General features: G+C 62.5%; 9 protein-coding genes and 3 rRNA genes. 11 read left to right on the forward strand and 1 reads right to left on the reverse strand.

The window, feature by feature from the left end; all coding sequences use genetic code 11:
- The first annotated feature begins 3 nt into the window (after nucleotides 1-3).
- From AC1MEQ_RS16960 to rrf, 9 genes are all read left to right on the forward strand, one after another.
- Entirely contained in the window at nucleotides 4-741 is a 738-nt protein-coding gene (locus AC1MEQ_RS16960; RefSeq protein ID WP_479792389.1) for a maleylpyruvate isomerase family mycothiol-dependent enzyme, read from the forward strand.
- Nucleotides 738-1,427: a DNA-3-methyladenine glycosylase gene (locus AC1MEQ_RS16965; protein ID WP_479792391.1), complete on the forward strand. Its 690-nt coding sequence runs from the start codon at nucleotides 738-740 to the stop codon at nucleotides 1,425-1,427. The genes AC1MEQ_RS16960 and AC1MEQ_RS16965 overlap by 4 nt, the downstream gene beginning before the upstream one ends.
- A gap of 30 nt (nucleotides 1,428-1,457) precedes the next feature.
- Nucleotides 1,458-1,973 carry an adenine phosphoribosyltransferase gene (locus AC1MEQ_RS16970; protein WP_479796168.1) on the forward strand — a complete coding sequence of 172 codons (516 nt, stop codon included), beginning with the start codon at nucleotides 1,458-1,460 and terminating at the stop codon, nucleotides 1,971-1,973.
- A gap of 72 nt (nucleotides 1,974-2,045) precedes the next feature.
- Entirely contained in the window at nucleotides 2,046-4,328 is a 2,283-nt protein-coding gene (locus AC1MEQ_RS16975; protein ID WP_479792393.1) for a HelD family protein, read from the forward strand.
- 46 nt (nucleotides 4,329-4,374) lie between these two features.
- On the forward strand, nucleotides 4,375-5,679 hold the full coding sequence (gene tyrS, locus AC1MEQ_RS16980; RefSeq protein WP_479792394.1) for a tyrosine--tRNA ligase: 1,305 nt from the start codon (nucleotides 4,375-4,377) through the stop codon (nucleotides 5,677-5,679).
- 688 nt (nucleotides 5,680-6,367) lie between these two features.
- Nucleotides 6,368-7,895 (forward strand): 16S ribosomal RNA (locus AC1MEQ_RS16985).
- A 329-nt stretch (nucleotides 7,896-8,224) separates the two neighbouring features.
- On the forward strand, nucleotides 8,225-8,419 hold the full coding sequence (locus AC1MEQ_RS16990) for a hypothetical protein (protein ID WP_479790613.1): 195 nt from the start codon (nucleotides 8,225-8,227) through the stop codon (nucleotides 8,417-8,419).
- A gap of 69 nt (nucleotides 8,420-8,488) precedes the next feature.
- A 23S ribosomal RNA gene (locus AC1MEQ_RS16995) occupies nucleotides 8,489-11,621 on the forward strand.
- A gap of 287 nt (nucleotides 11,622-11,908) precedes the next feature.
- Nucleotides 11,909-12,025: ribosomal RNA gene (gene rrf / locus AC1MEQ_RS17000) — 5S ribosomal RNA — on the forward strand.
- Together the 16S, 23S and 5S rRNA genes form the textbook arrangement of a ribosomal RNA operon.
- 48 nt (nucleotides 12,026-12,073) lie before the next feature.
- On the opposite strand, the gene AC1MEQ_RS17005 is transcribed toward rrf, so the two are convergent.
- Nucleotides 12,074-13,357 (reverse strand): hypothetical protein, encoded by a 1,284-nt coding sequence (locus AC1MEQ_RS17005; RefSeq protein ID WP_479792396.1) that lies wholly within the window; start codon nucleotides 13,355-13,357, stop codon nucleotides 12,074-12,076.
- A gap of 12 nt (nucleotides 13,358-13,369) precedes the next feature.
- On the opposite strand from AC1MEQ_RS17005, the gene AC1MEQ_RS17010 reads away from it, so the two are divergent.
- Nucleotides 13,370-14,371: a tetratricopeptide repeat protein gene (locus AC1MEQ_RS17010; protein ID WP_479792397.1), complete on the forward strand. Its 1,002-nt coding sequence runs from the start codon at nucleotides 13,370-13,372 to the stop codon at nucleotides 14,369-14,371.
- 13 nt (nucleotides 14,372-14,384) lie between these two features.
- Nucleotides 14,385-15,359 carry an HAD-IIA family hydrolase gene (locus tag AC1MEQ_RS17015; protein WP_479792398.1) on the forward strand — a complete coding sequence of 325 codons (975 nt, stop codon included), beginning with the start codon at nucleotides 14,385-14,387 and terminating at the stop codon, nucleotides 15,357-15,359.
- Nucleotides 15,360-15,368 lie beyond the last annotated feature (9 nt).

Genomic DNA, 15,368 nt, shown 5'->3' on the forward strand with positions numbered 1-15,368 from the left:
CTCATGACACAGCCCACCACCGCGTCGCTGGCCGCTGCAGTCCACGACGCCACCGCCCAGGCCCGCGCCGCACTCGGGGCGCTCGCCCCCGAGGCCTTCACCGCACCGTCCTCGCTGCCCGGCTGGAACCATGCCCACCTGCTGGCCCACCTCGACGGCGTCACCCGTGCCCTGGCCCGGCAACTGGCCTACGCCGCACGCGGTGAGCGCATCGGCTTCTACGACGGAGGAATCGACGGGCGCAACGAGCGGATCGAACTGGGCGCCCTGCAACAACCCGACGCCCTGGCCACCAGGGTCCGCCAGGGCCTGGACCTGCTCGACGAGGCCATCACGGACATCCCCGCCGGCGGGTGGGACGCGGCAACGAGCTTCCGCGGCGACGGCACCGTCACCGACTGCGTGAAGGCCGCCTGGCGCGAGGTCCTCATCCACGCCACCGACCTGGACACCACGGTCACCCTCGCCGACTGGCCCACGGAATTCTCGGCCCACCTCTTCGAATTCCTCTCCCTGCGGGTGCCCTCCGATGTCCGGCTGCTGCTCCAGCCCACGGGACGCCAACCGCTCACCGTGGGCGGGGGGACCACCGGATACGTGGTCACCGGGATGGAATTCGACCTCGCCGCCTGGCTGGCCGGACGCGAACCCTCGGGACCCGTGCGGGCGACGGCTTCGGCCGACGGCGTCGACCTGCCGACCCTCCTGCCCTGGCCATCGGGGCTGGCTACCACACGGTGACCGCAACGGATCCCCAGCTCTCCCGCACCGCGCTCGAGGTCGCACCGCTGCTGCTGGGCACCATACTCACCGTCGAGCGCGATGGCCTGCGCGTCGCCGTACGAATCACCGAGGTCGAGGCCTACGAGGGCGAACGGGACCCGGGATCACACGGGTTCCGCGGCCGTACGACCCGCAACGCCTCGCTATTTGGGCCGCCCGGCACGTTGTACTGCTACTTCACCTACGGGATGCACCACTGCGCCAACATCGTCTGCGGCACCGAAGGGCGGGCCTCCGCGGTGCTGCTGCGCGGCGGGGAGATCATTGCGGGGCAGGAAACCGCCAGGGCACGACGGCGGAACCCGGCCCGGGCGCGGGACCTCGCCAATGGCCCGGCCAAGCTCGCCCAGGCACTGGGCCTGGACCTGGGCTGCGATGGATGGCAGATCGCCACCGGGCAGGAGGTCGGCGCCGGCGAAGACGGCGGAATCGGCTCCGGAGGTGGGGCGATCCTGTCGCCGCTGCCTGCGGTGGCGCAGCCCGGTGTGCGGACCGGACCCCGCGTGGGCGTCGCGGGGCCCGGCGGCAGCGACGAATATCCGTGGCGGTTCTGGCTCGGCGGCGAGGAGTCAGTATCGGTGTATCGCCGCGCCCAGCCGCGCAAACGCCGCAAACCGGCTGGAGGCACGCCGGGCACGAACTAGTATGGATGCGTGCATTCCACGACCGAGACCATGTCCGAACTCCTGGACCGCCTGTGTGCGATTGTCCCCGACTACCCCCAGCCCGGCGTGTCCTTCAAGGACCTCACGCCCGTCTTCGCCGACGCCGAGGGCCTGAGGCGGATGGTGGACGAGATCATCGCACCTTTCGCCGGGACGTTCGATGCCGTCGCCGGGCTCGAGGCACGCGGCTTCGTCCTGGCTGCAGCTGCCGCTTACGCCAGTGGGACGGGAATGGTGACCATCCGCAAGAAGGGAAAGCTCCCGCGGGCCCTCCACTCCGAGGACTACACGCTCGAATACGGCACGGCGACGCTGGAGTTGCATCGCGACGATGTCGCGCCGGGTACCCGTGTCCTGGTCCTTGACGACGTGCTGGCCACGGGAGGCACCATCAATTCGGCGGTGTCCCTGCTGCAGAAGGCCTCCGCCGAAGTGGTAGGCGTTGGGGTCGTCCTGGAGCTCACGGAGCTCGGTGGGCGCCAGCGGCTTGCCGGGCAGCGCATCGTGTCACTACAAGAAGTCTGATCGTCATCTGTCCGCGGGCGACCGGACAACCGGTAGACTTGTCGGCCTGTCATTTCGCACCAGGAGGATTCCATGCCGCAGTCACCCTCACCCGCCCCTGAACTGGAGCGAGAGCGGGCCTATGTCGAACGGTTGTACCGCCGGCTCGACGCGCTGCGTGAGGAGAAGACCCGGCAGCTGTCCCGAGTCAGGGGCAGTGGGGCCGTGGGCTCGCTGCAGAACATCTCCGAGCGCGACTCCTTCGCCAACCTCTACGAGAACCGCCTGGCGCAGCTCAATGCCGTCGAGGACCGCCTCGTGTTCGGCCGCCTGGACCTGGAGGGCACCGACGACGAGGGGGCTGGAACCAGCCACTACATTGGCCGCATCGGGATGACCGATGCGGACCAGTCACGGCTCATGGTCGACTGGCGTGCCCCAGAGGCTGGCGCCTTCTACCAGGCGACGGCCTTCGAACGCCACGGCGTGCGCCGTCGTCGCCACCTGATCCTCAAGTCGCGCACCGTCGTCGGACTCGAAGACGACGTCCTGGATCCCGAACTTCTGGCCGAGGGTGTCTCCCACCAGGGGGAGGGCGCCCTGCTGGCGGCCCTGACGAGCCGGCGGACCGGCCACATGGCGGACATCGTCAGCACCATCCAGGCCGAGCAAGACAGGATCATCCGTTCCCCCCTGGCGGGTGTTCTCGTCGTCCAGGGTGGCCCCGGAACCGGCAAGACAGCAGTGGCCCTGCACCGTGCCGCATTCCTGCTCTATGAGCATCGCGAACGGCTGAAGTCGGCCGGCGTGCTGCTGGTCGGCCCGTCGACTGCCTTCATGCGCTACATCGAACGTGTTTTGCCGTCGCTAGGGGAGACCGGCGTCGTGATGTCCTCCGTCGGACGCCTGATGCCCGGTATCAATGCCGTCCCCGAGCAGGACCGGGAGGCCGCGCGCATCAAGGGCCAACTCGGCATGGCCGATGTCATCGCCCGCGCCGTCGCCAACCGCCAGCGTGTGCCCGCGGGGCCGCGGCGCGTGGTTGTCGAGGGCACCCCGTTGACGATCAACCCGCGCCAGGTCCGACGTGCGGGTGACAAGGCCCGAGCCACTGGCAAGCCCTACAACGAGGCGCGTGGCACATTCGTGAAGGTCATGCTGCGCGAGCTCGCCGACCAACTGCAGCAGAAGCTCGAGGACTCATCCGGCAACGGCAACGCCGCCGACCGGTCGTACCTGATCGAGGACGTCCGCTCGTCACGCGACGTCAGGATCGCCTTGAACCTGTGTTGGATGCCCATGAGCCCAGAACAGCTGCTCACGGACCTCTACACGAAACCGGAGACCCTGGAGACGGTGGCTCCGGACCTGTCCTATGCGGAACGCCGGACACTGCGCCGGGCTGCCGACGCGCCGTGGACCGAAGCCGACGTTCCACTGTTGGATGAGGCCGCCGAGCTTCTGGGAGTCTTCGACGCGAGCGTCGGCCATGAGAAGGCCCAGGCAGAGGCCAGCCGCAAGCGAGACTTGGCCAACGCCGAACAGACCCTGAAGAACGTCAGCGCGACGCTTGCCGAGATCGGCATCGACGGGTCGGTCAGTGCGGAGGAACTGGCCGATCTCAATGAGGAAACGGGCCAGCGTCTCACGGCCGCGGAGCGCGCGGCCACCGACCGGACCTGGGCCTACGGTCACGTGGTGGTCGACGAAGCCCAGGAGCTCTCTCCGATGCAGTGGCGGTTGCTAATGCGGCGGTGCCCGCTCAAGTCCTTCACCGTCGTGGGTGACATCGCCCAGGCCAGTTCAGCCTCCAGCGCCGGCAGCTGGGCCGCTGCCATGAAGCCGTTCGTTGGCGGACGCTTCGACCTGGAGGAACTGACCGTGAACTATCGGACCCCGGTCCAGATCGCCGAGTCGGCTGCCCGGATGGCCCAAGAAGCCGGCTTGGCCGTATCGACGCCCAAGGCCGTTCGGGAAGGCGATTGGCCACCGGTCGTCGACCGGGTCGCATCCGATGGACTGGTGGAGGCCACGCTGGCCGCGCTTCCCGAGGAAATCAGGATCGCCGATGGGGGGCTGGTGTCCGTCATCGTTCCCTCGAGCAGGATCCGGGAGGTGCGCACTGCCGTGGTGAAGGAATACGGGCGGCGCGTGGGGAGCGGATCCGGTGCCCTTGACCAGGACATCGTGGTCACCACGGCCACCGCATCCAAGGGTCTGGAATTCGATGTCGTCATGATTCTCGAACCCCAGGAAATCGTTGACGAGGCAGGGGGGACCGTGGGCGACCTGTATGTGGCCATGACCCGAGCGACACAGCGATTGCATGTCCTGGCCAGCGGCAACATACCAGCAGGAATCGAAACCGGGGCCTGATCCCGGGCGGCATGCTGCTAGGTTTAATGGCGTGTCAATCAGTGAATTGAATCCCGCGATTGCGGGACAGCAGAACGATCCGTCCTTCCCCAACATCTGGCAGGAACTGAAGTGGCGTGGCCTGGTCCACGTTTCCACTGATGAAGCCGAGCTCGAACAGATGCTCGCGGGGGATCCGATCACCTATTACTGCGGCTTCGATCCCACTGCGGCATCGCTGCACCTGGGTAACCTGGTTCAACTCCTGAACATGCGCCGCCTCCAGTTGGCGGGCCACCGGCCGCTGGGATTGGTGGGCGGCTCCACTGGGCTGATCGGCGATCCGCGACAGACCGCCGAACGGGTGCTGAATACCAAGGAAACGGTCAACGCTTGGGTAGGCCAGCTACAACGTCAGGTCAGCTGGTTCCTGGCTTCAGACGGCCCCAACGCGGTGCGGATCGTGAACAACCTCGACTGGACGGCGCCGATGAGTGCCATCGATTTTCTGCGCGAGATCGGCAAGCACTACCGGGTGGGGACGATGGTCAAGAAGGACATCGTCGCCTCGCGCCTGAATAGCGATGAGGGCATCAGCTACACGGAGTTCAGCTACCAGATCCTGCAGGGCATGGACTACCTGGAGCTGTACCGCGACTACGGCTGCCGCCTGCAAACAGGGGGGTCGGACCAATGGGGGAACCTGACCAGCGGAACCGAGCTGATCCGCAAGGTCGAGGGTGCCACCGTCCATGCCTACGGTACGCCGCTGATCACCAACTCGGACGGCAGCAAGTTCGGCAAGAGCGAGGGCAACGCCATCTGGCTCGATGCCGAGATGTGCAGCCCATATGCCTTCTACCAGTTCTGGCTCAATACCGCCGATGCCGACGTGTCTGGCCGGTTCAAGGTGTTCACCTTCCGGACGCGGGAGGAGATCGAGAACATAGAGCGCGACGTAGCCGAACGCCCATTCGCCCGTGCCGGCCAACGCCAGCTGGCCTATGACGTGACCTCACTGGTCCATGGCGTGGAAGCGACCGAGAAAGTCATTGCCGCTTCCGCCGCGCTCTTCGGCCAAGGGGCGCTTGAGGACTTGGACGAGGATCTCCTGGTGGCAGCAACTGCCGAACTGCCGAGTGCGAAGGTGTCGACCGACGCGCTGTCCGTGGTCGAGCTCCTCGTCGCCACCGGTCTGTCGGAATCCAAGTCGGCGGCACGCCGTACGGCGGGTGAGGGCGGCGCCTACGTCAACAACATCAAGGTAGCCGGCGCGGACGCCATCATGGATCCGTCCGCGCTGCTACACGGCCGGTACCTCCTGGTCCGGCGCGGCAAGAAGAACCTCGCGATGGTCGAGGTATCCGACTAAAACGGTTCCGGGCGGTCATCGCCACTTCGCTGGAGCCGCAGGCGGCAACCAAGACCGGCTGGCCCGAGACGTGAATCACGTCGGGGCCAGCCGGTCTTTTGTGTACCCGAGGGGCCTGGCCGTAGCCGGTAGGAGTCGTTTGATCCGCGGAATCCCGCGGAACCAGAGTCCACATCGGCGGTCGTCTTTCGACAACGGCGCCGATTTGCAGAGCCCCAGCCGCACGTGTAATGTTTTCTCTTGTCGCCGCCGCTACTGCAGCGGACAACGGAAACGAAAGCTTCCCGGACAGCGACCGAACCCCTTCAAATAATCGATAATCTCGAGTGTATTTCGTACGCCTTGATCACGAACATGAGGGTGGGGGAAGACCTGGATGATCGAAATCAAATCAAAAACACCGATTTGACAACGAGAAAACAATCCAATAAATTAGCTTAGTAACAACGAGAGAAAAGCAAAAACAAAGCAGTTTGAAAAATCTGCGGTTTGCTTGGAATCGTTAGTTGTCTGTTGTTTGAGAACTCAATAGTGTGCCATGTTTGTTGACACCGATTTTTTATGAATTGGTGAATGGTCTTTTGTGGGTGCACCCCCGTGTGCTCGCAGGGACATATTTGCCGGGTTCAGTAACTTGGTGCAGTCCTTCCCTTGTTTTCCCTTGGGTTGTTGGCTGTGTCTGTATTTTTTTACGGAGAGTTTGATCCTGGCTCAGGATGAACGCTGGCGGCGTGCTTAACACATGCAAGTCGAACGATGATCCCGGTGCTTGCACCGGGTGATTAGTGGCGAACGGGTGAGTAACACGTGAGTAACCTGCCCCCGACTCTGGGATAAGCCCGGGAAACTGGGTCTAATACCGGATATTCACTTCCTTCCGCATGGGGGGTGGTGGAAAGATTTATCGGTGGGGGATGGACTCGCGGCCTATCAGCTTGTTGGTGGGGTAATGGCCCACCAAGGCGACGACGGGTAGCCGGCCTGAGAGGGTGACCGGCCACACTGGGACTGAGACACGGCCCAGACTCCTACGGGAGGCAGCAGTGGGGAATATTGCACAATGGGCGAAAGCCTGATGCAGCGACGCCGCGTGAGGGATGACGGCCTTCGGGTTGTAAACCTCTTTCAGTAGGGAAGAAGCGAAAGTGACGGTACCTGCAGAAGAAGCGCCGGCTAACTACGTGCCAGCAGCCGCGGTAATACGTAGGGCGCAAGCGTTATCCGGAATTATTGGGCGTAAAGAGCTCGTAGGCGGTTTGTCGCGTCTGCCGTGAAAGTCCGGGGCTCAACCCCGGATCTGCGGTGGGTACGGGCAGACTAGAGTGATGTAGGGGAGACTGGAATTCCTGGTGTAGCGGTGAAATGCGCAGATATCAGGAGGAACACCGATGGCGAAGGCAGGTCTCTGGGCATTAACTGACGCTGAGGAGCGAAAGCATGGGGAGCGAACAGGATTAGATACCCTGGTAGTCCATGCCGTAAACGTTGGGCACTAGATGTGGGGGACATTCCACGTTTTCCGCGTCGTAGCTAACGCATTAAGTGCCCCGCCTGGGGAGTACGGCCGCAAGGCTAAAACTCAAAGGAATTGACGGGGGCCCGCACAAGCGGCGGAGCATGCGGATTAATTCGATGCAACGCGAAGAACCTTACCAAGGCTTGACATGGGCCGGATCGCCGCAGAAATGTGGTTTCCCCTTTGGGGCCGGTTCACAGGTGGTGCATGGTTGTCGTCAGCTCGTGTCGTGAGATGTTGGGTTAAGTCCCGCAACGAGCGCAACCCTCGTTCCATGTTGCCAGCACGTAGTGGTGGGGACTCATGGGAGACTGCCGGGGTCAACTCGGAGGAAGGTGGGGACGACGTCAAATCATCATGCCCCTTATGTCTTGGGCTTCACGCATGCTACAATGGCCGGTACAATGGGTTGCGATACTGTGAGGTGGAGCTAATCCCAAAAAGCCGGTCTCAGTTCGGATTGGGGTCTGCAACTCGACCCCATGAAGTCGGAGTCGCTAGTAATCGCAGATCAGCAACGCTGCGGTGAATACGTTCCCGGGCCTTGTACACACCGCCCGTCAAGTCACGAAAGTTGGTAACACCCGAAGCCGGTGGCCCAACCCCTTGTGGGAGGGAGCCGTCGAAGGTGGGACCGGCGATTGGGACTAAGTCGTAACAAGGTAGCCGTACCGGAAGGTGCGGCTGGATCACCTCCTTTCTAAGGAGCAGCTAGCATCGCGGGGCCTGCCACTTGGTGGGTTTTCTTGTGGTGTTCAGTGTTTGCCCGTTTCTGCCACTTGTGTTGGCAGGCGGGTGCTCATGGGTGGAATGTCAACGAATCATGGCCTGGGATCCGCGGATCCCGGTTATCCAGTACGCAGTCCCGTTGACGGGGTTGTTGGAACGATGCCGGGGGATGTGAATGGTCCTCGGGTCTTTGGCACACTGTTGGGCCCTGAAACAACAGGCCCCTTTTACCGGTTCGTGCCGGCACTTCTGGTGTCGGTCGTGGTGGTGGTTGGGTTTTGTTTGTTTTGGCTCCCGCGCATGGCCTATGCCACGTACCTTGATCCGGTCCCTTTTGGGGGGTTGGTGGTGCTGGTGGTGGGTGTGACGGGGTTGTTGTTTGGGAACTGCATAGTGGACGCGAGCATCTTGCAAGGACAACGCGTGATTGGCCTGCCTACCCTTTTTGGGGTGGGTGGTCTTTTGTGTGTTGTGTTTGCGAAAGCAATTATTTGAGAATCCCCAGCATCTTTTGGGTGTTGGTGGTTCTCTCGATCAAATGCTCTTGTGGAATGACCTTTTTGTGGTCAAGTTTTCAAGGGCGCATGGTGGATGCCTTGGCATCAGGAGCCGAAGAAGGACGTGGGAATCTGCGATAAGCCTGGAGGAGTCGATAACCGGACGTTGATACCAGGATTTCCGAATGGGGAAACCCCGCACGGCGTCATGTCGTGTGACCCGTAGCTGAACACATAGGCTGCGTGGAGGGAACGCGGGGAAGTGAAACATCTCAGTACCCGCAGGAAGAGAAAACAACAGTGATTCCGTGAGTAGTGGCGAGCGAAAGCGGATGGGGCTAAACCGATCCATGTGTGATAGCCGGCGGGCGTTGCATGGGCGGGGTCGTGGGACCAGCCATTCCAGTTCTGCCGGACTGGGGAAGTGAGGTGCGGGTGCATAGGCGAACCGGTTTGAAGGCCGGACCATAGGGGGTGTTAGTCCCGTAGCCGTAATGTCCTCCGCCGCTTTGTGTTGGTATCCCAAGTAGCACGGGGCCCGAGAAATCCCGTGTGAATCTGCCAGGACCACCTGGTAAGCCTGAATACTTCCTGATGACCGATAGCGGACAAGTACCGTGAGGGAAAGGTGAAAAGTACCCCGGGAGGGGAGTGAAATAGTACCTGAAACCATGTGCCTACAATCCGTCGGAGCCACCTTGTTGTGGTGACGGCGTGCCTTTTGAAGAATGAGCCTGCGAGTTAGTGCCGTGTCGCGAGGTTAACCCGTGTGGGGAAGCCGTAGCGAAAGCGAGTCTGAACAGGGCGTTCAGTGGCGCGGTCTAGACCCGAAGCGAAGTGATCTACCCATGGCCAGGTTGAAGCGTGTGTAAGAGCGCGTGGAGGACCGAACCCACTTCAGTTGAAAATGGAGGGGATGAGCTGTGGGTAGGGGTGAAAGGCCAATCAAACTTCGTGATAGCTGGTTCTCCCCGAAATGCATTTAGGTGCAGCGTTGCGTGTTTCTTGCCGGAGGTAGAGCGACTGGATGGCTAATGGGCCCTACAAGGTTACTGACGTCAGCCAAACTCCGAATGCCGGTAAGTCAGAGCGTGGCAGTGAGACTGTGGGGGATAAGCTTCATAGTCGAGAGGGAAACAGCCCAGAACGCCAACTAAGGCCCCCAAGCGTGTGCTAAGTGGAAAAGGATGTGGAGTTGCGAAGACAACCAGGAGGTTGGCTTAGAAGCAGCCATCCTTGAAAGAGTGCGTAATAGCTCACTGGTCAAGTGATTCCGCGCCGACAATGTAGCGGGGCTCAAGCACACCGCCGAAGTTGCGTCATCCAGGTACATAGGTAGGCCTTCGTGGTCCAGCCGCCTGGGTGGGTAGGGGAGCGTCGTGCCGGCAGTGAAGCCACGGTGTGAACCAGTGGTGGAGACGGCACGAGTGAGAATGCAGGCATGAGTAGCGAAAGACGGGTGAGAAACCCGTCCGCCGAATGATCAAGGGTTCCAGGGTCAAGCTAATCTGCCCTGGGTGAGTCGGGACCTAAGGCGAGGCCGACAGGCGTAGTCGATGGACAACGGGTTGATATTCCCGTACCGGTGAAGGACCGTCCCTACCGGACTGGCGATGCTAACCGCCCCAGACACCCACCATCCTTCCTTCGGGAAGGGTATCGGGTGCGAGGCGCGGGACCCGAGCCAGCGAGGTCAACGTATTAACAGGTGTGACGCAGGAAGGTAGCCGGGCCAGGCAATGGAATCGTCCTGGTCCAAGGGTGTAGGCCGAACGGTAGGCAAATCCGCCGTTCACATAGGTTGAGACCCGATAGGCGCCCACTTTGGTGGGTGATCCGGTGATCCTATGCTGCCAAGAAAAGCATCGACGTGAGGTCCAAGCCGCCCGTACCCCAAACCGACACAGGTGATCAGGTAGAGAATACCAAGGCGATCGAGAGAATCATGGTTAAGGAACTCGGCAAAATGCCCCCGTAACTTCGGGAGAAGGGGGGCCCCAACCTTGAACACCACTTGCTGGTGGGAGGGGATCGGGGCCGCAGAGACCAGGGGGAAGCGACTGTTTACTAAAAACACAGGTCCGTGCGAAGTCGCAAGACGATGTATACGGACTGACTCCTGCCCGGTGCTGGAAGGTTAAGAGGACCGGTTAGCCCCTTGTGGGCGAAGCTGGGAATTCAAGCCCCAGTAAACGGCGGTGGTAACTATAACCATCCTAAGGTAGCGAAATTCCTTGTCGGGTAAGTTCCGACCTGCACGAATGGAGTAACGACTTCCCCGCTGTCTCAACCATGAACTCGGCGAAATTGCAGTACGAGTAAAGATGCTCGTTACGCGCAGCAGGACGGAAAGACCCCGAGACCTTTACTATAGTTTGGTATTGGTGTTCGGTGCGGCTTGTGTAGGATAGGTGGGAGACGTTGAAGCGGGCACGCCAGTGTTCGTGGAGTCATCGTTGAAATACCACTCTGGCCGTACCGGATTCCTAACTTCGGCCCATGATCTGGGTCAGGGACAGTGCCTGATGGGTAGTTTAACTGGGGCGGTTGCCTCCTAAAGAGTAACGGAGGCGCCCAAAGGTTCCCTCAGCCTGGTTGGCAATCAGGTGGCGAGTGTAAGTGCACAAGGGAGCTTGACTGTGAGAGTGACAGCTCGAGCAGGGACGAAAGTCGGGACTAGTGATCCGGCGGCACGTTGTGGAACGGCCGTCGCTCAACGGATAAAAGGTACCTCGGGGATAACAGGCTGATCTTGCCCAAGAGTCCATATCGACGGCATGGTTTGGCACCTCGATGTCGGCTCGTCGCATCCTGGGGCTGGAGTAGGTCCCAAGGGTTGGGCTGTTCGCCCATTAAAGCGGTACGCGAGCTGGGTTTAGAACGTCGTGAGACAGTTCGGTCCCTATCCGCTGCGCGCGCAGGAAATTTGAGAAGAGCTGTCCTTAGTACGAGAGGACCGGGACGGACGAACCTCTGGTGTGTCAGTTGTACTGCCAAGTGCACCGCTGATTTGCTACGTTCGGAAGGGATAACCGCTGAAAGCATCTAAGCGGGAAGCCCACTTCGAGATGAGATTTCCATACACGTTTATCGTGTGGGAGGCCCCCAGCCAGACCACTGGGTTGATAGGCAGGATGTGGAAGCGGGGACTAAAGACCCGTGGAGCTGACCTGTACTAATAGGCCGATAACTTACACCACAAAACACCACACACCTTGTGTGTGGGCAAGCATGCTGCGTCCACTATGCGGTTGCGGGACAACAACCCCCAACCAACCACACCACCACCACCCGACCCACTTTGTGGGTCCGGGTTGTGGTGGGAAACACCCCCATGGCGGGGTGTGCTGGTTGGTCGGGGAGCGCCTGGCCATAATAGAATAGATACACCAACGCACCCCACACCCCCTCCAGGGGTTGGGGGAGCGCACGGTAACTGGTTTTCCCACCAAACACCCCCCGGGGTGCTTGGATCGGGTCGAAGAGTTACGGCGGTCATAGCGTGGGGGAAACGCCCGGTCCCATACCGAACCCGGAAGCTAAGACCCACAGCGCCGATGGTACTGCACTCGGGAGGGTGTGGGAGAGTAGGACGCCGCCGGACCATCATTGAAGTTGAGGCCCTCAGCCCCTGGTTGAGGGCCTCAACTCGTTAACAGGCGAAACTCGCAGTCGGTACAGCTTCCTGAACCGCAGCAGGTGCGATTGTGACGACTCGTCTAAGATTGAATGAGCTTATGAAGCCCCTAGGACAATTCCCAGGGCACCCGAGATGTAACCCAGATGCGGCCCGGCCGGATCTCAGAGAGGAACGGCCACCGTGGCTGACGAACGCAATAACTTCCGAGGGCCGCGGGACGACAAGTCCAAGCGCTCCGGATCGAACGACCGCGACCGGCGCGAGGGTGGCTTCCAGGGCGGCAACGACCGTCGTGAAGGTGGCTTCCGGGGTAAGCCGGAGCGTTCCGAGGGTGGCTACCGTGGGAACAACGATCGCAACGACGGTGGTTTCCGTGGCGGTAATGACCGCCGCGAGGGAGGCTTCCGCGGTAAGCCGGAGCGTTCCGAGGGTGGCTACCGTGGGAACAACGATCGCAACGACGGTGGTTTCCGTGGCGGCAATGACCGCCGCGAGGGAGGCTTCCGCGGTAAGCCGGAGCGTTCCGAGGGTGGCTACCGTGGGAACAACGATCGCAACGACGGTGGTTTCCGTGGCGGCAATGACCGCCGCGAGGGAGGCTTCCGCGGTAAGCCGGAGCGTTCCGAGGGTGGCTACCGTGGGAACAACGATCGCAACGACGGTGGTTTCCGTGGCGGCAATGACCGCCGCGAGGGAGGCTTCCGCGGTAAGCCGGAGCGTTCCGAGGGTGGCTACCGTGGGAACAACGATCGCAACGACGGTGGTTTCCGTGGCGGCAATGACCGCCGCGAGGGAGGCTTCCGCGGTAAGCCGGAGCGTTCCGAGGGTGGCTACCGTGGGAACAACGATCGCAACGACGGTGGTTTCCGTGGCGGCAATGACCGCCGCGAGGGAGGCTTCCGCGGTAAGCCGGAGCGTTCCGAAGGTGGTTTCCGTGGCGGTAACGACCGCCGCGAGGGAGGCTTCCGCGGTAAGCCGGAGCGTTCCGAAGGTGGTTTCCGTGGCGGTAACGACCGCCGCGAGGGAGGCTTCCGCGGTAAGCCGGAGCGTTCCGAAGGTGGTTTCCGTGGCGGTAACGACCGCCGCGAGGGAGGCTTCCGCGGTAAGCCGGAGCGTTCCGAAGGTGGTTTCCGTGGCGGTAACGACCGCCGCGAGGGAGGCTTCCGCGGTAAGCCGGAGCGGAACGACGGCGGCTACCGCGGCAAGAGTGATGATCGGCCCTCGCGCGATCTGAACAGCGGTGACGACACGCGGCGCAACTTCCCCGGTCTGGAGGAAGGCGAACGTCCGGCACATAATCCTGCCGACTTGCGCGTATCCAACCGAGCAGACCGCCCGCGTTCCCCCGAGATCGATCCCGACGTCACGGGTAAGGAGCTCGACCGGATCACCCGCGCCGAGCTGCGCTACCTAGATGAAAAGAACTTCGATTGGGTGGCGAAGCACCTGGTGATGGCCGGTCGTCTTATCGACATCGACCCCGAGGTTGCCTACGAGCATGCCATGGGAGCGAGCCGTCGCGGAGGTCGTGTCGCCGTCGTGCGTGAGGCAGTTGGCCTGACCGCGTACACCGCAGGCAACTACGCCGAAGCGTTGCGCGAATTCCGGACCTTCCGCCGCATCAGCGGTTCGAACATCCACCTGCCGGTCATGGCTGATTGTGAACGGGGATTGGGCAAGCCCGAAAAGGCGCTCGAGACCGCCCACAGCGAAGAGGCGAAGTCCCTCGACACACCGGGTCGCGTCGAAATGGCCATCGTGGCATCCGGGGCACAGTCGGATCTGGGCAATCGTGAAGCTGCGCTTGCGGAACTGCAGATCCCACAACTGGACATCAACCGGGCATTTTCATTCAGCCCCCGGTTGTTCGAGGCGTACGCCATGGCTCTCGAGGCGCTGGGCAAGAAAGGTGAAGCCGAGCTCTGGCGCCGCCAGATATCGCTGGCCGAGCGTGCCCTGGGCGTCGGTGAATTCTCCGATCCGGACATCATGGACCTTGGCGAAGACGAAGACGATGAAGAAGCACCCAGTGGCAGGCCACGTGCCCGTGACCTGGTCAATGACGCCGGCACCGAACCGGTAACGGATCGCGCGTTGGAGCAGCCCGAGACTTCTGCCGACGATGAATCCGATATTGCACCGGCAACGGACGAGGACAGCGGCGCAGACTCGGATGAGGACGGTGACGAGGACTCGGACGATGCCCCCTCCGAGGACTCGACGTCCAACGTGACGGACGGTGAAGGCGACGAACCAGTCGCCGGAAGCGCGCCGGACGCCCACTCAAACCCGTTCGATACGGAAAAGTAGGAGTTAGCCCTCCATGCTGATATCCGCCTTCGACGCCGTCCTGTCCGACTTGGACGGCGTCGTCTATGCCGGCCCGGACGCCATTGCCGGGGCCCCCGAGGCCCTGGGGCGCCTGGCCGGCGTCGGCGTCGAACTGGCATACATCACCAACAACGCCTCCCGTTCTCCCGAGGTCGTCGCCCGGCACATCCGCCAGCTCGGCGCCCCCGCGGACGCCGGGAGCGTCTTCGGGTCGGCTGATGCCGGCGCCGACCTGCTGGCCGAGCGGATCCCGGCGAAGAGCAAGGTCCTGGTCGTCGGCAGCGCCTACTTGCGTGACTGCATCGTCGCCCGTGGCCTGGCGTTGGCGGAGTCGGCGGAGGAGTCCCCGGCAGCAGTCATCCAGGGGTTCGACCCCGAGGTGAACTGGAGGGACCTCGCGGAGGCCGCCCATGCCATCAACGCCGGCGCGGTCTGGGTGGCGACGAATACCGACATGACCATCCCGCGGGCCCGTGGGATCGCCCCGGGCAACGGCTCGCTGGTCCAGGCCGTCGCCACGGCGACCCGGGTCCGGCCGGTCGTCGCCGGCAAGCCCGAGCCGCTGCTCTTCCAGGTTGCCGCCGAACAGCTCGAGGCGTCCCGACCGTTGGTGGTCGGTGATCGCCTGGACACGGACATCCTCGGCGGAAACCGTGCGGGTTTCGCCACCGCTCTCGTCCTCACCGGCATCGACGATGCGGCGGCCGTACTCGGCGCGCCCGCTGACCAGCGACCGCGCTACATCCTGGGGACCCTGGCGGAACTCTTCAGCGATTATCCCGTCGTGCGGGCCACCGGCAAGCAGATTGTCTGCGGAGCAGCTCGTGCCGGCGTAGAGGGCGATGCCATTACCGTGACCGGGTCGCGTGATGACCTGGATGCCTGGCGTGCGGCGTGCTGCGCGTGGTGGTATGCCAACCCGCGGGCAACCGAGCACACGACGCCGGACCTCAACTTCAGCTCATAGGGCACCCAC

It is taken from the genome of Arthrobacter sp. ASL1, assembly GCF_056680475.1.